Here is an 18551-nt window from a genome sequence, read left to right as displayed (position 1 = left end):
CTAAATAACCTTAAAATCCGAGTCATAATAATCGAACAAATGTTCTGTCACTAATTCTGATAAATGGTCTGCGGATTTAGAGCCTGTTGCTTGTCTTAAATATGAGTCTGTAGTTGCGGAATCTATGTGACCCATTTCTTTCATTAGTTTAGTTATCGCATCACCTTGTCTATATCCTGCATTTAGATAAGCCTTCAATCTATTTACAGCGTAAGTAGCTCGTAGGTTGTGCTGCTTGTGTTTAAATTCAATATTATCTTTCTGAATAGTTGTTCTAATCTCAGACCATCTGCAATTCAAAGTATTGTTGTTGTACTGCTTTCCGTTACTTTTCATAAAGAGCAAAGGGGGTTCATCAAAATGAAGAGTTTTGAATTTATCTCGGCGCTTGATGTACCTTTCTGTAGTTGTGTAACGAAATAGCTCTCGCACCAACAAAGCAGGAATTATGATCGTTCTAGGGTTGTCGCCTTTTGTGTCAACGTAACTATCAGCTCCAATTCCAATTTTGACTTCACCTATTTCAATCTCTTTATCCGTAGGCATTCTGATATGAGTTTCTCTAATAGTTGCAGCCTCTTCTCTTCGTAAACCTGCCCACCTCATGAGCATACACATATATGAGTATTCGATTGGAATTGAAGCTTCTTGATATGTTTTATTGCCGATATTTTTGAGTATCTTTCTCTTATTCGTAATTAACGAGTGAACTTGGCACCATTCATCATCAGCAAGAGACTTCAACGGTCTTTCTCTATCTTCATTACTCACACGAGGTACTTTCAATCTTAGATCGGTACTCTGTACGCTTATTCTCCATGTGTTATTCATTGAAAAAGAGGGTGATTTCACATCAACCTTAACCATCTCATGCTGCATGGGTGGGTTATCAAACTTTAAACCTACAGACATATAGTGTTGATACATGTTTTTGACTGCGGACATATAATTCTTTGCTGTAGAGCTAGCTAATTTGGTATTAGGTGTTTTGGATTTAGCAGCGTCTTCCAAGAAACTCTTGAACTTATAAGTTGGCCTACTTGATTCACGGTAAGGAAAGTGATCCCATTTGGTGTTCCAATCTAGTAGTTTTGAGAAGTAATGTATTAACCCATTTGTTATGTGACTTGTATCTTCAAGCTCTTTATTTACTTTCAAATGAATAAGGTAGTTGTTGGCAGGGATAATGGGTTTGTACGATACGCAGTTCCCTTTATCATCAATCTCTACGTAATAAAGCAATGTTACTTTATCAATATGTTTTTCAGGTACATTAAGATCCCTATCTATTTTTACTTCACCAGTGCTCTTGTCTACATTTGAGGTGAGGGATCTAAATTTGAAGTTCTTTAAAGTGTGCCCAACAACTGCGATTTCTGACATTTTGAATCTATCTCAAATTATCTCTATTGAGACTAGATTAACGCCATATTTCTCAACTGTAAAGCGTAGGAGTACATTTTCTAATTTATTTCGCAACAGTGACGTCCAGCTTCAGCTTTAAAGCCTGCATCACCACTTACTTCTGCACTGCCGTCTGGTGTTATCCAATGCCTAAATTGTGCATCTTCTCGGTGAAAATTGCCGCCATTTTCCTTCGTTGGGTACCATTGATCGACCCAGTGTCCATTTTGTAATAACCCCATCATTGCCACCTGATAATTTCAACTTCTATGACTGAGTTTAAGTGATAAATTTTAGCAAAAAAAGCGGATTAAATGGGCTATAACGTTCGATTAATTCGAAGCTGCTTGAGCCTAAATGTATTTACTGTTACTGAAAATATTGAATTGGAATAGCGAGTATTGGTTGCTTTAATTGCGGTGCTTTTAACAAAAAACTCACATCAATAGAAAAATATGGCTATATGGGTTCAAATATCAACCAGATACAATTTGTGTTGTTACAGCTTGAAATGTCTGACTTGTTTTGTTTTTTTTGTGCGAGTGTTTTGTTTTTGATTTTAATGTTTGCCAAGATGTATCTTGTTGTTGTGGCTGGGTAAATTGTGGTTTTTTGTAATCAAACTGACATGAGATTTATGCAATGTTTGCTAGCATTCAGCAATGGGCTGGATAGCTCGTACATTATAAAAATTAAATTGATTAAGGGTTAGATCATGAAAAACATCTTGTGCAAATGCTTAGTGGCCTCTGCTTTACTCGCGACATTGTCAGGTTGTAGTAATGACGATGATAAAAACCTAACAGCTTGTGAAGCTGCTGGTGATGCATGTACTAGCTTTACTGTTATTCATACCAATGATAATCATGGCCGTTTTTGGGAAAACAGCAATGGCGAATATGGTATGGCTGCGCGTAAAACTGTGATTGATCAAATTCGACATGAAGTAGAGCGTGCTGGCGGTGAAACCATTCTTTTATCTGGTGGTGATATTAACACTGGTGTACCTGAGTCAGACATGCAGCAAGCCATTCCTGACTTCATGGGGATGAACCTATTAGGTTATGACGCTATGGCAGTGGGTAACCATGAGTTTGACAATCCTCTAAGCACCCTTGATATGCAGTCAACATTGGCTAATTTTCCAATGCTTGCAGCTAACATCTATGACAAAAATGCAGACGCGCGCTATTTTGAACCTTACCGAGTGTTTGATATTAATGGCGTAAAAATTGCGATTATCGGTTTTACCACTGTTGATACCCCCAAAATTGTTAATCCAGAAAATGTCGACAGACTGACATTTACCGATCCTCAAGACGAGCTGCCTATTGTTCTTGCTGAAATCGAAGCCAATGAAGACGTTGATATGGTGTTTGCTGTAACCCATATGGGTCATTATGCTGACGGTAATCATGGTACAGAAGCCGCTGGTGATGTGATGCTAGCTCGCTCAGTTGAGCAAGGTCAACTGCACGCGATTATAGGTGGTCATTCACAAAACCCAGTATGTATGGAAGGGGATGAGTACGCCGACTTTGCTCCAGGTGATGACTGTAAACCTGATCAGCAAAATGGGACTTATATCATGCAAGCCCATGAATGGGGCAAGTACGTTGGACGTGCTGATTTTGAATACATGGATGGAGAGCTAACGCTGGCAGAATACTCACTCATCCCAATTAACTTAAAGCAAGAAGATGAAAGTGGCGAGTTAGTTTTCATTACTGAAGAAATTGAAAAAGACCAAACAGTATATGACACCTTATTGCCATATCAACAGCGCGGTCAAGAATTGTTAGATGTGGTGATTTCCTATACTGATGGTAAGTTTGAAGGCGATCGTGAAGTGGTACGTGTTGAGCAAACAAACCTAGGTAACCTGCTCACTACAGCTTATTCAGAATTTGTTAGCAATAACTTCAATGTCACTGCAGACTTTGGCGTAATGAATTCAGGTGGTGTCCGCGCTTCTATCGCTGAAGGTGATATTTCATACCGTGATGTGCTAACAGTGCAGCCATTTGGTAATTTTGTGTCTTATGTCACTATGACAGGTGCGGAAGTTGAAGACTATTTAGCTGCTGTGGCAGTTAAAACCGGTGGTGGTTTTCCGCAGTTTAACGATGTGGCTATGGATGTAAACTGTGATGCTGGTGTTGATGCTGAATCCTCTGAATCCTCTGAAATCGTTGAAATTGCTTCTCTTGGTGGCCGTAGTTTCGATTTAGAAGATGATTATACCTTCTCGTTAATCCATTTCAGTGCTGCTGGTGGTGACGATTATCCAGTTATTAATCAACATAAAAACTACATTGATACCCAATTAACCGATGCAGCAGTTTTTCGTGAGTACTTTGTGGCAAACCCTGTATTATCAGCTGCCGATTATGCACCTGTAGAAGGTCAATTAAATTTCTACCGTAATGGCGCGTTAGTGAAAAGTTGTGCTCAATAATTTCTTTTGATTAACTAATGAGTAAGTTAAAAACGGTGTAAATTGAAAAAGGTAGCTACGGCTACCTTTTTTGTTTCAAGCTTAACGGTGCTTATGGATTGGTATAAGATAGCCGCAATTCATCATAAAGGATTTAATTATGTCGTCGGTGACAACCCTACTAGAACGTATAACAGTTGAACCAGCTACACCTGCGAATTCATGTGTCATTTGGTTACATGGCTTAGGAGACTCAGGAGCCGGGTTTGCGCCCGTCGTGCCTGTTTTAGGTTTACCAAGTGATCATAGTATTCGATTTGTTTTTCCCCATGCACCAGAACAAGCGGTGACCATAAATGGCGGCTATATCATGCGATCTTGGTATGATATTAAAAGCATGGATTTACATGATCGAGCCGATATCAATGGGGTGTTAACCTCTGAAATCGCAGTAAAAGCGCTGATCAATGAACAAATTGAATCGGGTATTAGCGCTCAAAACATTGTGCTGGCAGGTTTTAGCCAAGGTGGCGTCATGAGTTTATTTACTGGGTTGAGGTTTGAGCAAAAACTTGCAGGCATTATGGCATTGTCATGTTATTTACCCGCAGGAGAGGCTTTACCTGAGGGCTTAAGCGAAGCTAACAGTGATACGCCGATATTACAAAACCATGGTGAGCAAGATGAAGTGGTGCCATTATTTGCTGGAAAAATGGCCCATGATGCCTTAATTAAAGCAGGCTATTCGAGCAAGTGGCTTACTTACCCTATGGCACATAGTGTTATACCTGCGCAGTTGTCCCACATTGGTCAATGGCTAACCGATAAACTCGGGAAAGCATAACTGGCACTTTAGTGTGGCTGTTTCAAATTAAGTACAATGTCACTATTAACTTGTGATAGTTAAATGCTATAAAAAACAAGAGGCTTAGCGCTGTTATGGCGCTGAGCCTTTTTTATATTCGAACAGCTCAATCATTTGGCTAAATCCCTTTTTATTATATTGGACAATCTGCGTGTATTAATAAAAACTAAATCATTGTTATTTAAAGTGATAACTTAAAAATAAATCACAATATTTAGTAAACTTTTGTTAAAATACAGCTCGTTTTATGTAGTGAAACTAGTTGCAAACAAATTGCAGGCAACTTGTATTAAATTGAAGGTTTACGGATAACATAATGATAAGAAAAATTCCGAGTCTACTGGTCGTCATCGGTGTATTAACCAGTTTAACTGCGTGTGATCGAAAACCTGACTGCGAAAATAATAATTGCACTAAATTTACTGTGGTGCATACCAATGATAATCATGGTCGTTTTTGGCATAACAAAGCGGGTGAGTATGGCATGGCAGCGCGGTTTACTGTCATTGATGGTATTCGTAAAGAGGTCGCCGCAAATGGTGGGCATACCTTAGTGTTATCAGGTGGCGACATCAATACGGGTGTACCAGAATCCGACTTACAAAACGCCATCCCCGATTTTATTGGCATGAATATGATTGGTTATGATGCCATGGCGGTGGGCAATCATGAATTTGATAACCCATTGTCAGTATTGGCAGAGCAAGCAGAGTTAGCGACATTTCCAATGTTGGCTGCCAATATCTATGATAAAGAATCTAATCAACGTTATTTTGAACCTTATAAAGTGTTCAAAGTGGGTGATATTGACATTGCTGTAGTGGGGTTGACCACTAACGACACACCAAAGCTAACTAATCCATTGCATACAGAATCGTTGATTTTTACCGATCCTATCGCGGAAATGAAGCAGTTGTTACCGCAAATAAAAGCCAATGAAACTGTAGACTTAGTGTTTGCAGCTACCCATATGGGCCATTATCAGGATGCAGATTTTGGCAGTAATGCCCCTGGTGATGTCACGATGGCTAGAGCGTTAGAGGAAGGGCAGTTAGACGCCATTATCGGCGGGCACTCGCAAAATCCAGTGTGTATGGCTGGTCGCAACAGTGAATATGATAAAACCTTCACCGCGGGTGACTCTTGTCGTCCAGACAAACAAAATGGCACTTGGATTATGCAAGCCCATGAGTGGGGACGCTTTGTTGGCCGCGCTGATTTTGAATACATTAACGGTAAATTGTATTTAGTGGACTACCGATTAATTCCAATTAACTTAAAGCGAATGGCTTTTGGTAAAAAGCTTGCTTGGCCAGTAGGTGAGCATGTTGAGCGTAACCCTGAGGTTGAAGCGGCGTTATTACCTTATCAGCAAAAAGGCAGCGCAGAGCTTGATGTGATCATAGGTAAAGTAGATGGGCTATTACAAGGCGATCGCAAGGTGGTGCGTGCCCAGCAAACCAATTTAGGTAGGTTAATTGCGAAAGTACACAGTAATAAAGTGCGCGCTGACTTTGGTATCATGAACTCTGGTGGCGTCAGAGCCTCTATTCCGGCAGGAAATATTGCTTATCGTGATGTGCTCACGGTGCAACCATTTTCAAATACTATTGGTTTAGCAGAAATGTCAGGTGACAAATTAATTAGCTATTTATCAAAAGTGGCTACCAATACCCGAACTAGCGGTGCTTATGCGCAATTTTACGGTATTGATATGACTGTAAAATGTCGTGATCAAGACGTTGAAATTCATAGTATTAATGGTCAGCCTTTTGATATATCGGCAACCTATCAGTTCTCTATTCCAAGTTTTAGCGCAGCAGGTGGTGACAATTACCCTAAGATTAATATTCTTGAAGCGGGTTATGTAGATGCCATTGAGCTTTATGAATACGTTAAGAAAGAGAAAAATATTCAAATTGAGGATTATAATCCGAAAAATGAAGTGAAATTTACCCAATCTAAAAGTTCATTAGGCTGCAGTATTTATTAGTATCCATGAGTTAATGTTAGCTTCTGTTAGCATTTAAACCTAAAGGCAACCACTTGGTTGTCTTTTTATTTGAAAATTTTATCTTTTTAAGGTATTGATTATTAATGGTTATATTTAAATTAATTGGCTGAAGGAAAAATTATTTTTGCTAATTTACTTGAAAAATAAAATATCGTTCTCATATCTAGTTGTAAGTTAGGCACGCTCAATAGAGGTACTAACTAGCATTACGCCGCAAGGGTAATGACAAACAGCCAATAATGGCATTTTATTTTTCACATATTGCTTTAGACAAGGATATGACAATGCGTAAATTTAATTTAACTCCAGATTTAACTCCTCTTTATCGTAGTGCGATTGGTTTTGATCGTTTAGCTAAAATGGCTGAACACGCCGCAGTACAAAATGGTAACACCGGTTACCCTCCATACAACATCGAATTACTTGGCGAAAATCGCTACCGTATCACTATGGCGGTTGCTGGATTTAGTATGCAAGAACTTGATATCACTAGCGAAGGTGACAAGTTACTTATCAAAGGCAGTAAAGTGGCTGCAGTAAACGATGAACGTAAATACTTACATCAAGGTATCGCAGAGCGTGGATTTGAGCGCACTTTCCAGTTAGCAGACCATGTCAAGGTTGTTGGTGCTGAATTAGAAAATGGTTTATTAAATGTTGATTTAGTAAGAGAAATCCCTGAAGCGTTAAAAGCACGTAAAATTCAAATCAATTCTGCGCGCAGCGCTACCAGTAATACGATTGAAAGTTAATGCGTTACCGCCCTTTAGGTAAATAATAAAGGGCACTAGTTTCATCTCTTCCCTGATTTTTGCCCAACTAGATTCATTTTCCTAGTTGGGCTTTTTGCCTTATGACTGTTTATAAAGCCCCTCACAACAAATTGACGCCACATTATTGATCCCACATTAAAGTCACTCTCAACAAAAGCACTTCGCGATAACGTCGCTTTCAATAAAAGCACTGCTCGTAAAAGTCACAAGCCCCTATTTAAGCGCTCTATCTAAAATGACCGCACCAGCATCATTGTTACCCAGTTCATCATTAGGATTGTATATGGGGCAGTTTTTCATTGATAAACATCCACAACCAATACAGCCATCTAGAGAGTCACGTAAATTAGTCAAATAATTGATTTTTCTAGTTAACTGATTTTGCCACTTGGTCGATAGCAACGCCCAGTCTTCAGGGGTTGGGGTGCGTTCATTGGGAAGGTGGCTAAATGCCTGCTTGATATCCTGCAAGCTTATTCCCATGGTTTGGGCGGCTTTTATCACGGATATCCGCCTGATCACATCTCGGCGATAGCGGCGCTGATTGCCTTGATTGCGCAAACTGGTGATCAAGCCTTTTGATTCATAAAAATGCAGGCTTGAGACTTTTATGCCGCAACGCTTGGCCACTTGCCCGACTGTTAAATCCATTTCATCAAGCATCAAAATATTCCTATTACAGTAAAAATAATACTTTACCTCAACCAAGGTTGAGGTTTTATAGTGGCACTATATTACAACAAGTTGATTTAAAAATCGTTGCAATGCAGGAGACAAAATGACGTATTTAATTTTTAAAACTGAACAAGTGAATACATTCAGTCATCGAACAACAACTCCGGTTACCACAGTAAGTGGTCACTGAGCAAGCTTATGATGCTTCAGATGACCCAAGCCGCTCCCCAAGTGGCGCTAAGAATCATGATTTGTCAGCAGAAAACGCAATCACAGCGGTTATTGAACTAAGCCGAACCCTATTCAATCAAGTGATGATTAATAAGTAATGTCAGCTTTTTAAAACAAGGAATATGATTATGCGATTAGAGCATTTAAATTTAGTAGTACAAAATTTAGACGCTAGCTTAGCGTTTTATCGGGCAGCTTTTCCCCATTGGCAAGTTCGCGGCGGTGGTGAAGGTGAGTGGCATGGGGTGCAGCGTAAATGGCTGCACTTTGGTGATGAATATAATTACTTATCGCTTAACGATGGCGGTAAAGGAAAAATGCGTCCCAATGAAGGTTATGATTTAGGCTTAGCCCATTTTGCTTATGTGGTGTCAGATCTTAAAAGTTTAATGGCAAGAATGGAGCAAGCTGGTTTTGAAATAGCGATTAAAGGCCGTGAAGATACTTACTCTGACAGTGTTTATTATCTTGACCCTGATGGCATTGAGGTAGAGTTTGTCCAATATTTAACGGATATTCCCAGTGAACGAAATCGTTATGTTTAAGTTTCATTGGCGCTTATAAATAGTATAAGCAACAGTAAAAACGAACAGTATTAGTTGGAGATTTATCTTAAGTCGGAGTCAGTATGCATCTTAATCAAGTTACCTTAACGGTTAATAATATGACTAAAGCCTGTGAGTTTTATTTAACTCTCGGTTTTACTCAAATCGTTAATACTGCCCATTCCGCTCGTTTTATGTGTCCTGATGGTGAGGCCAGTTTTTCATTAACCTTAGATGAGCTGCAATTGAATATGAGTGATAACCGAACCGTTATCTATTTTGAACATGAGCAACTAGATGAATGGGTTAATCAGCTGATTAAAAAAGGCATCGAATTTGAAACTTTGCCCACAGATCAAGACTATTTATGGCGTGAAGCAAGGCTGTTTGATCCTGCAGGTAATAAGATAAAGCTGTATTGGGCAGGAGAGAATCGATTAAATCCACCGTGGCGAGTGACTATTCGTGATAATTAACCATTCACAATTAACCATTCGCAATTAACAATTAACCATTAACCATTCACAATTAACCATTAACCATTAACCATTAACCATTAACCATTAACTACAGATACTCATACTGAGGTAATCAGCATTAAAAAAGCGCCGCTATTAAATTAGCGGCGCTTTAAACAATATTGACCAAGTGTGGCTTTTAACCTAGCGGCTATAAAAATATCAGCCTATTTACCCCAAGGGTTTACAGCGCCAGTGCCATTGGGCACTGATCTGCTGGTGTTATTTTTACTAGGCTTGCGAGAGTTTGAGCTTCTATTCTCGCCGCGGTCACTAGTTTTATATGGGCTTTTAGCTGCGCTTTCTTTGTTAAAGCGTTTGGCTTTATTTTTATCGTAATGATTATTCTTTGGCTTATCTGACTTGCCACGAGAAAGCGTTGGCTTGTCATCAGTTTTCGCTTTTGGCACTTTGGCATTCTTAGGGACAAAATCTAAGATTGAAATCGGTACTTCTTTACGCGTAGTAAAGCCTTCAACTTCTTTACGGACAATTAAGTGACCCAAACGGCGCTCAATTGCGCAGAGATTTTTAAAGTCATCTTTTGACACCAATGACACTGCAATACCAGACGCCCCAGCACGGCCAGTACGACCAATGCGATGCACATAATCATCAGCAGGGTATGGTAAGTCGTAGTTAATGACGATAGGTAAGTCATCAATATCAATACCACGAGAAGCAACACCAGTGGCAATAAGATAGGTGATTTTTCCATCTTTAAAATCTTTAAGTAATTGCTCACGTATCGGCTGGCTACGACCACTATGAAAAGACTCTGCAATAATGCCGCGCTTTTCTAATTGAGTCACCAGCTTTGCTGCACCGTGTTTAGTTTCGATAAAGATCAGCGCTTGTTTCCAATCGTTGTCTTTAATCAACTGGCTTAGTAATGCTGACTTCTTTTCTTTATCAACGGTAACTAACCATTGATCAATTTTTGGCGCTGCGTCAGCATCTTCAACCACTGAAATTTGCACTGGGTTACGCATAGCTGATTTAGCCAGAGCGCGAACTTGGTTAGACAAAGTGGCTGAAAACAACATGTTTTGACGTTCATCAGGCAACAATTCGATGATGCGGTTAATGTCTTCAATAAAGCCCATATCCAGCATTCTATCGGCTTCATCAAGCACTAACACTTCAAGCTCGTCAAAGTTAACGGCACGTTGAGTATACATATCCAGCAAACGGCCAGGTGTTGCCACCAGGATATCAATGCCTTCAATGAGCTTTTGCTTTTGGGCATTACTGTCAACGCCGCCATACATGACCATTGAATTTATTGATAAGTTCTGGCTGTATTTTTTGATGTTCTGCTCAACCTGAATCACCAGTTCACGGGTAGGTGCTAATACCAGAGCCTTTACGCGCTTGCCACGTACGTTATGGGGTTCTTTAAAACGTTCGATAATCGGCAATACAAAGCTAGCCGTTTTACCGGTACCCGTTTGCGCCGCGGCAATGATATTTTTACCCGATAAAGCAACAGGTATAGCCTTAGATTGAATGGGAGTCGGCTTGGTATAACCTAAAGAACTAAGTGCACTGATTATTGGATCGCTTAATCCCAGCTTCGAAAATGGCATGTGTAATCTCGGGTAAAGTAAAATGATAATTAACAACACTGTCAGCGATGATGAATGCTTGGTTTAGCGTTAATCATGGTGCAGTGGTAAAGAATAGCTGTGTAGTATAACAGAGTGAGTAAAATATAGGGTAGGGCTGTTTTCGCTTTAAGCGTAAAGCTAACAAGGTGAATCAATATGAACTGTCGGCAGTCAATAAAGTTTGATCAATTACAATAAAGTTGGTCAGTTTTTATCGTTCTAAACTCGAGTCGGTTGAGATATACTGACTCATTTATGGCCCAAAACAAGCTAGAGCAGGATTGAGGCTAATTTCAAGACACGCGATTAGACTTACTTTTCCTTATGTCTAGAGCTCTGTCTATGTGGCCAAATTTGCTGTTCCACTACACTTGTCATATTTTTTGTTGTAAGTGGTAGTCAAGAGTTACTTATTTTTTCAAAGGGGATGCATGTTTTATCTTCTATTTTTCACGTTACATGGCTGCTAAAAATAAGGAATAGGGTTAACGAAATCATTGGAGTTGAAAAAGAAAGCGAACTATGGCTGAACCAAATATTTAGCTCTTTTCTTCATGTTATTTACATTCAACATAAAATTAATCAAGCTTTAGCTAAACCAATAGCTTCTCAATGTACTGTTAGCAATGCAATATAATAGGGCGTTAGCTACACAGGAGAGTACGTATCAAATTTTCAATATTAATAAGTATATTATTTTCATCATTATCTTTTGCTGGAGAGGTTTACGATAAATTCCCTGAACAAATTGAAGCTAATGAAAAGTATGTTTTTTATTCCCATGGTTTTATTGTTGAGGGCACAAATCCGACTCCAAAGAATGAAAGATGGGGAGTTTATGAGTTCCCTGCAATAAAGAAATCACTTGCTGACAGCCAATACAATTTGATTGCTTATCATCGGCCCAAAGGAACGGATCCTTTTGTACATGCCAAATCACTTGCTAGTGATGTTAGGAAGCTATTAAAAAAAGGAGTCGCAGCTAACCACATAACGATTATAGGGTTCTCACGTGGAGCATTTATTACTAGTTTAACCTCTCATTATCTAGAAGAGACTCCGGTTAACACTGTTCTATTAGCTGGTTGTGGGCGTATCGTTTCAAATAAGTATTCAGATATTAAAATTAATGGCGATTTTTTATCCATTTATGAAACGACTGACGGCGCTGCTACATGTGAAATACTCAGAAATAGAAGCCCTAAATTAACCTCATTTGATGAAATATCTATTACTACAGGTGAAGAGCATGGTGCTTTTTATAGACCTATTACTGAATGGGTAGTTCCTTTAAAGAAGTGGGTAGTTGAAAAGAGTAGCTAACAGGCTAATTAATATGGTAAAAACAGTTTGCGGTTTTCGTTCCTCAACATTTTAGCCAACAATTTTTTGTCCATTATTAGAGCGTTATGTAGCAGGTGTTTATGCAGATACCATCAGAAACCGACTGGGAAGATGTACAAAACTCGAATGATCTGGATGCAGGATACGCCTACAAGATATTTTTTGGTAAATCTCTTTCTGAAGTTCAACCTGATTTCGCTAGAAACCCTATTGAAAGGTTTGATGAACTCAGATTTATGCCAAAAATACCTTTCCAGTATTATATATTCGCGTTTAGAGACTTCGTAATTAACGTTGATAACTTGGATGATTGGACAAGTGACGCTGCTTCGTGTTTTCTTTCTTTAATAGCAGAGATACTAGAAAATAAACCTGAGTTTATTGCTCCTGTGTATTATGAATTAGAAGCTAACCTTGAATTCATATCTCAAAACCAAGGGTTATACGAAGCTGATGAAGACATATATGGTTCGTTTAAATCAACAATGAAAAAAATTAAGGCCCTTAGTCATATTGCCCTATAACAAGGGTTTTGAAGTCGGACAAATTACAGTTGGCTTTTTGTTCGTGCCTCACATATTTTAGCCAACTATATTTTTCCGTTTAAATAAGCATTCTACCGAAAAGAGTTTAATTCGATGCCTGAGCCTAAACTATTCAACACTGTGTCATTTGAAGTATCACAAGATCTTGGGCAATGGCTTAAATTGAATCATGCCTCTGAAAATGAATTATGGATAAAGTTATATAAAAAAAGCTCTGGAATTAAGAGTATAACTTGGGATGACGTAGTCATTGAATCTTTGTGCTGGGGCTGGATAGATGGTGTTAAAAAGTCACTAGATGAACAATCTTATATTCAAAGGATTACTCCCCGAAAAGCACGAAGTAATTGGTCTAAGCGTAATACGAAACACGCTGAAAGTTTGATAAATGAAAATAGAATGATGGAACCGGGGCTGGTTCATATCCGTGCTGCCAAAGCCGACGGGCGCTGGGAGAATGCTTATGTGGTTAGTGAAATGGAGGTTCCCTTAGATTTTATAGCCTCCCTAGACAGCAACCTTCAAGCGAAAGAGTTTTATGAAACACTTACAAAATCTAGCCGCTACGCAATAGCATATGGATTAATAAGCGCCAAGAAACCTGAAACTAGGCTTAGACGATTTACAAAATTTATGGAAATGCTTATCAACGAACAAAAACCTTAATAAGTGGAGTTCGGCAAAAAGTCGTCAGCGCAGCGTCGATTGCATACTTTCACTAATCTAATCTAATCTAATCTAATCTAATCTAATCTAATTTAATCTAATCATCATTATCAGAGCTAAGGGCTTACGCATTTCTGTCCAAAGCTGAGTTACAAAATGATCAAACATTATTGCTCTCAAACATGAACAGTGAATCAATTAGGTCAAATTTATAAGTTAACAATAATAAGCATAAAAAAGGGAGCTAATCAGCTCCCTTTATTGTGACACTTTTTTAAGCATAGACTTGTTACTAGCCATGCAAAAAGTGAACTGCTATGCTTTCATGACTTTCTCGCCACGGGCAAGACCTACAACGCCTGAGCGAGAAACTTCAATTACCTTTGTGACTTCAGCAAGCGCGCTGATGAAGGCATCTATTTTTTCGCTGGTACCGGCCATTTGAATGGTATACAAGCTGGCGGTGACATCCACTATTTGACCACGGAAGATATCAGCAGTGCGTTTGACTTCTTCACGCATCTCTCCTTGGGCTTTAACTTTGACCAATGCCAGTTCTCGCTCAATATGGGCATTTTCAGTTATGTTAGAGACTTTTAAAATATCAATTAACTTATGAAGTTGCTTTTCAATTTGTTCGTGAACATCAGCTTCAGCATTCACCGTAATATTAAGGCGTGACAGGGTGGTGTCTTCTGTTGGCGCAACGGTTAAGCTTTCGATGTTGTAGCCACGCTGAGAAAACAGTCCAACCACACGAGACAATGCCCCTGGTTGGTTTTCTAATAATACAGAAATAATACGACGCATTAGCTTCTCTCCGTTTTACTTAACCACATATCTTTCATTGCTTCTCCACGGATCAACATTGGATAAACATGCTCTGTTTCATCAACGCTAATATCAACAAAGACTAACTTGTCTTTCATTGCCAATGCTTCAGCTAACTTTGACTCTAATTCGTTAGGATCACTAATCGTCATGCCAACATGGCCATAAGCTTCAGCGATTTTGGCAAAATTAGGCACTGAATCCATATAAGAGTGTGAATGACGACCTGAATAAATCATGTCTTGCCATTGCTTAACCATACCTAAGAAACGGTTATTCAAATTAATGATTTTTACTGGGGTGTCATATTGCAGCGCAGTTGAAAGTTCTTGAATATTCATTTGGATTGAACCATCACCCGTAACACACACTACGGTTTCATCTGGCATCGCCATTTTTACGCCCATGGCTGCAGGTAAACCAAAGCCCATGGTGCCAAGCCCGCCTGAGTTAATCCAACGGCGTGGCTTATCAAATGGATAGTAAAGCGCGGCAAACATTTGGTGCTGACCCACATCAGAGGTGACGTAGGCATCGCCATTGGTTAATTTATGCAGTGTTTCGATCACTTGCTGTGGCTTTATGCGATTACTTGATTTGTCATAGGCTAAACAATTTTTTTCGCGCCATTGATTAATCTCAACCCACCAAGCATCAAGCGCTTCGCTGTCGTTGGTTTTTTCGGTGTCATCAAGTAAAGCTAACATGCTATCGAGGATATTTTCAGCAGAGCCAACAATCGGTATATCCACTCGTATGGTTTTAGAAATAGATGCCGGATCAATATCGATATGCAAAATGGTGGCATTAGGGCAATATTTTTCTACATTATTGGTGGTACGGTCATCAAAACGCACCCCAATACCAAAAATTAAGTCACAGTTGTGCATCGCCATATTAGCTTCATACAAACCGTGCATGCCTAACATACCTAAGCATTGTGGGTGAGTGCCAGGGAATGCCCCTAAGCCCATTAAGGTATTAATGACTGGAATATTGAGCTTTTCAGCTAGGCGAATAATTTGTTGGTCGCAACCTGAAATAATAGCGCCGCCGCCCACATATAACACCGGTTTTTTAGCCGATAACAGCGCTTGTAATCCACGGCGTATCTGACCTTTGTGGCCTGCGGTTGTCGGATTGTAAGAGCGCATATTAACGCTTTCAGGGTAAATGTATTCGTGCAGGACTTCAGGGTTTAAGCAATCTTTTGGTAAATCAACTACGACAGGGCCAGGTCTACCGGTTGCTGCAATATAAAAAGCTTTTTTGATGATTTCGGGGATTTCACGGGGATCTTTAACTAAAAAGCTATGTTTGACAATAGGGCGTGAGATCCCAATCATGTCACATTCTTGGAAAGCATCATTACCAATCAAATTACTCGGAACTTGGCCTGATAAAACCACTAAAGGAATAGAGTCCATGTAGGCGGTAGCAATACCGGTAATGGCGTTAGTAGCACCAGGACCAGAGGTTACCAGTACGACACCCACATCACCGGTGGCGCGGGCATAACCATCAGCCATATGCACAGCTGCTTGTTCATGTCTTACTAGGATATGCTCTACGCCAGAATCTTTGTGCAGCGCATCGTAGATGTCGAGTACTGAGCCACCTGGGTAGCCGAAAATGTGTTTTACGCCTTCATCGATTAACGAGCGCACTATCATGCTGGCGCCGGATAATTTTTCCATTGCTAAATCCTCTTAAGTTACCGTTATGGTAAACAGTATCTTGCTACAACGACGGTAATCGTTCTAAAAATAAGCCCGAACGGTAATTCGAACTCGCTTATCTACGCAGTAGAAAACCGCCTCAGATAATTTGACTAAATATGTATCTTGCTGATTTCCAAGATACCTTCATCATATTTATTTTTGAGCACGATACAAGTGTCTTGTTGAATTAAAGTAATTTAGATGAAAGTATTTCATGATTGTTTAAGATAAATGACAATTAGGCGTTTTAAATTGATTCAAAAGCGTGAAAACTGCAGAAACTTGAATTAAACCGAGTATATTACGCTTGCTTGTATTGTGTTGTTTTTCGGACAGGTATTTGCTGAGTTTAAGGCGACTTTATTAAAATGTTTAAATAGGAAATATATGGACCCATCTGTTGTCATGTTGATGTTATCGGCCGCACTATTTTGCGCGACCATGACGGGCACACCCGGTCCTAATAATGTGCTATTGGCTAACTCTGGTGCTAATTTTGGTGTTAAACAAACAGTGCCGCATATGATTGGGATCCGTGTAGGCCAAACAAGTTTACATGTGGCTATGTTATTGGGCTTAGGGTCTTTATTTGAGTCATGGCCGCTACTGCATCAGATGTTAAAATATGCATCCATTGGCTATTTGATCTATCTCGCGGTCAAAATAGCCACGCAACATGGACGCAATCAAGCCAGCGAAAGGGCTAAGCCGATAACCTTAGTTGAAGCGGCCTTTTTCCAATGGATAAACCCTAAAACATGGATGGCTTCAATTAGCTTATTAAGCGCATTTACTATTAGTGGTGATTTATATTGGACAACGGCAATTGGTGGGGTGCTGGTATTCAATATTGTAGGGCTACCAATGTCATTGCTTTGGGTACTGATAGGCTCTTCTATCAGTCAGAAGTTAAACACACCTATTCGTCAGCGAAATTTTAATTGGTTGATGGCGGCGATGTTACTAAGCACATTACCTATGGTGTTAGTTTGAATTTAAACGGCTCTTTATGAGCCGTTTTATTACAAGTTCAAGCCGCTAGATGATTAGTTTCTTGGCTGGGTACGTTGAAACAATAAACAACCCATTACCAGCATTACTGATAACAACATCATCGCCGAAAATGGCACTGCGGTGCCAGTATAAAAGAAAGCCAATAAAGGGCCAGCTAATGAGCCAAAGCCAAATCTCAGAGTGCCAATTACAGCCGTTGCAGTACCGGTTTCTTGTTTAAATTTCATCAACACAATGGCATCGGCATTAACTGACATCACTCCTAAACAGCCCATTAATGGGATCAGCATGGCGACAGTAAAGTGGTAACTCAAGCCTAAAAGATTCACCAGCAACAAACCTGCGGCTGCTAAGGTGGCAAACACGGTTGCAGCAAACAGCATTCTGTTTGAGCCAAAACGCCCGACAATTCGAGAGTTTAAAATGTTCGCCAACATCAGAGCGCCGACATTAGTACTGAATAATATTGAAAATAAGGTTTTATCTAAATCAAAGACTTCCATATAAATGAAAGGCGAAGCTGTTAAATAACAGAAAAACGCAAAGGAAGTCAGTACTCCGCAACTAATATTGAGTTTCACACCTTGGCGGCTCAGCACGGTTTTATAGGCGTTTAAAAAAGACTTATTACTGCGGGCATCTTTTGCTTTGTCGCTGGGCATTTTTAATTTAAAAATAACCAACAAAAGCAAAAATATAGCATAACAACTTTGGCTTAAAAAGATTAACGGCCATTCACCCACTTCTAAAATTAAACTGCCTACACTGGGCGCAAGTAACGGCGCTAACATCATTATTAAGCTGACGTAAGACATTCCTTTGGCAGTATTGTCACCATAAACTTCCTTAATATAACCAGGTACCACAACCGTGGCAGCTGCGCCAATAAATGCTTGGGAAAAACGCAGCGCTAAAAATAACTCAATATTAGCGGTGATAGAAATAAAGAAACTGATTAAGGTAAACCCACTTAAGCCAAAAATGACCAAGGGCCTACGGCCAAAGCGATCAGCAAGCGGGCCAAAAGTGAGCATCCCTAGCGCGTAGCCCGCAAGGTAAATACTTAACGATTGCTGCACTGTGGTGACATGGGTTGAATAGCTGTCAGCAATGGCAGACATTGCTGGTAAATACATATCGATGGCTAATGGGGTGATGGCCACAATCGCAGCCAGCATCGGAATAAGCATGGCAAGGTTTGGGGAGTTCTGCGCCGAGGTCACAGAAGGAGAGTTAGAAGACATGCTGACAAAAACCTCATTGGATAGACATAAAATAGGATCACATCGAAGAATTTTATAGGAAAGAGAGTACGAAATTCTGGCAAAATTTTACCATGAAAAAGGTGATCAGCATCG

Annotated in this window: 17 protein-coding genes; 10 read left to right on the top strand and 7 right to left on the bottom strand. The window is 39.7% G+C overall.

What is annotated here, in order from left to right; genetic code table 11:
* Positions 1-1383 carry a site-specific integrase gene (locus BCU57_RS08595; RefSeq protein ID WP_102438210.1) on the bottom strand — a complete coding sequence of 461 codons (1383 nt, stop codon included), beginning with the start codon at positions 1381-1383 and terminating at the stop codon, positions 1-3.
* Between the two features lie 80 nt (positions 1384-1463).
* Positions 1464-1649: a hypothetical protein gene (locus BCU57_RS08590; protein WP_198589927.1), complete on the bottom strand. Its 186-nt coding sequence runs from the start codon at positions 1647-1649 to the stop codon at positions 1464-1466.
* 470 nt (positions 1650-2119) lie between these two features.
* Between BCU57_RS08590 and ushA (BCU57_RS08585) the strand changes: the two genes are divergently transcribed.
* The 4 genes from ushA (BCU57_RS08585) to BCU57_RS08570 all read left to right on the top strand — a co-directional run bounded on the left by ushA (BCU57_RS08585) (position 2120) and on the right by BCU57_RS08570 (position 7472).
* Positions 2120-3862 carry a bifunctional UDP-sugar hydrolase/5'-nucleotidase UshA gene (gene ushA, locus BCU57_RS08585; RefSeq protein WP_102438208.1) on the top strand — a complete coding sequence of 581 codons (1743 nt, stop codon included), beginning with the start codon at positions 2120-2122 and terminating at the stop codon, positions 3860-3862.
* A 148-nt stretch (positions 3863-4010) separates the two neighbouring features.
* The gene (locus BCU57_RS08580; protein ID WP_102438335.1) at positions 4011-4685 is read left to right on the top strand and encodes an alpha/beta hydrolase; all 675 of its coding nucleotides are present in this window, start codon (positions 4011-4013) and stop codon (positions 4683-4685) included.
* Positions 4686-5022: 337 nt separating this feature from the next.
* Complete coding sequence (gene ushA, locus BCU57_RS08575; RefSeq protein WP_102438206.1) at positions 5023-6699, top strand: bifunctional UDP-sugar hydrolase/5'-nucleotidase UshA; 1677 nt, start codon at positions 5023-5025, stop codon at positions 6697-6699.
* Positions 6700-7004: 305 nt separating this feature from the next.
* Positions 7005-7472, top strand: coding sequence for an Hsp20 family protein (locus tag BCU57_RS08570; RefSeq protein ID WP_102438204.1), 468 nt, complete (start codon positions 7005-7007; stop codon positions 7470-7472).
* Positions 7473-7706: 234 nt separating this feature from the next.
* Here the strand turns inward: BCU57_RS08570 and soxR are convergent, their stop codons facing one another.
* Entirely contained in the window at positions 7707-8156 is a 450-nt protein-coding gene (gene soxR, locus BCU57_RS08565) for a redox-sensitive transcriptional activator SoxR (protein WP_102438202.1), read from the bottom strand.
* A 368-nt stretch (positions 8157-8524) separates the two neighbouring features.
* Here soxR and BCU57_RS08560 point away from each other — a divergent pair, with 368 nt between their 5' ends.
* Both BCU57_RS08560 and BCU57_RS08555 read left to right on the top strand, forming a co-directional pair.
* On the top strand, positions 8525-8944 hold the full coding sequence (locus BCU57_RS08560) for a VOC family protein (RefSeq protein ID WP_102438333.1): 420 nt from the start codon (positions 8525-8527) through the stop codon (positions 8942-8944).
* 83 nt (positions 8945-9027) lie between these two features.
* A complete protein-coding gene (locus BCU57_RS08555) occupies positions 9028-9420 on the top strand; it encodes a VOC family protein (RefSeq protein WP_102438200.1) in 393 nt (130 codons plus the stop codon).
* A gap of 209 nt (positions 9421-9629) precedes the next feature.
* Here BCU57_RS08555 and BCU57_RS08550 read toward each other — a convergent pair whose 3' ends face one another.
* Positions 9630-11051 carry a DEAD/DEAH box helicase gene (locus BCU57_RS08550; RefSeq protein ID WP_102438198.1) on the bottom strand — a complete coding sequence of 474 codons (1422 nt, stop codon included), beginning with the start codon at positions 11049-11051 and terminating at the stop codon, positions 9630-9632.
* Positions 11052-11957: 906 nt separating this feature from the next.
* Here BCU57_RS08550 and BCU57_RS08545 point away from each other — a divergent pair.
* The 3 genes from BCU57_RS08545 to BCU57_RS08535 all read left to right on the top strand — a co-directional run bounded on the left by BCU57_RS08545 (position 11958) and on the right by BCU57_RS08535 (position 13627).
* Entirely contained in the window at positions 11958-12395 is a 438-nt protein-coding gene (locus tag BCU57_RS08545) for an alpha/beta hydrolase (protein WP_241903511.1), read from the top strand.
* Between the two features lie 101 nt (positions 12396-12496).
* The gene (locus tag BCU57_RS08540) at positions 12497-12940 is read left to right on the top strand and encodes a hypothetical protein (RefSeq protein ID WP_102438194.1); all 444 of its coding nucleotides are present in this window, start codon (positions 12497-12499) and stop codon (positions 12938-12940) included.
* A gap of 114 nt (positions 12941-13054) precedes the next feature.
* Positions 13055-13627 carry a YdeI/OmpD-associated family protein gene (locus BCU57_RS08535; protein WP_102438192.1) on the top strand — a complete coding sequence of 191 codons (573 nt, stop codon included), beginning with the start codon at positions 13055-13057 and terminating at the stop codon, positions 13625-13627.
* Between the two features lie 315 nt (positions 13628-13942).
* On the opposite strand, the gene ilvN is transcribed toward BCU57_RS08535, so the two are convergent.
* Together ilvN and BCU57_RS08525 are read right to left on the bottom strand one after the other, a co-directional pair.
* Positions 13943-14437: an acetolactate synthase small subunit gene (gene ilvN / locus BCU57_RS08530; protein ID WP_076537586.1), complete on the bottom strand. Its 495-nt coding sequence runs from the start codon at positions 14435-14437 to the stop codon at positions 13943-13945.
* Positions 14437-16155, bottom strand: a complete 1719-nt coding sequence (locus BCU57_RS08525; protein ID WP_102438190.1) for an acetolactate synthase 3 large subunit — start codon at positions 16153-16155, stop codon at positions 14437-14439. Before BCU57_RS08525 ends, ilvN begins: the two co-directional genes overlap by 1 nt.
* A 411-nt stretch (positions 16156-16566) precedes the next feature.
* On the opposite strand from BCU57_RS08525, the gene BCU57_RS08520 reads away from it, so the two are divergent.
* Positions 16567-17172 carry a LysE family translocator gene (locus BCU57_RS08520; RefSeq protein WP_102438188.1) on the top strand — a complete coding sequence of 202 codons (606 nt, stop codon included), beginning with the start codon at positions 16567-16569 and terminating at the stop codon, positions 17170-17172.
* Between the two features lie 53 nt (positions 17173-17225).
* Here the strand turns inward: BCU57_RS08520 and BCU57_RS08515 are convergent, their stop codons facing one another.
* Complete coding sequence (locus BCU57_RS08515) at positions 17226-18437, bottom strand: multidrug effflux MFS transporter (RefSeq protein ID WP_102438187.1); 1212 nt, start codon at positions 18435-18437, stop codon at positions 17226-17228.
* Positions 18438-18551 lie beyond the last annotated feature (114 nt).

The sequence above is a fragment of the Shewanella sp. 10N.286.48.B5 genome (genome assembly GCF_002874355.2).
Taxonomy (GTDB): Bacteria; Pseudomonadota; Gammaproteobacteria; order Enterobacterales; family Shewanellaceae; genus Shewanella.
This window is presented reverse-complemented; position numbering and strand designations above follow the sequence as displayed.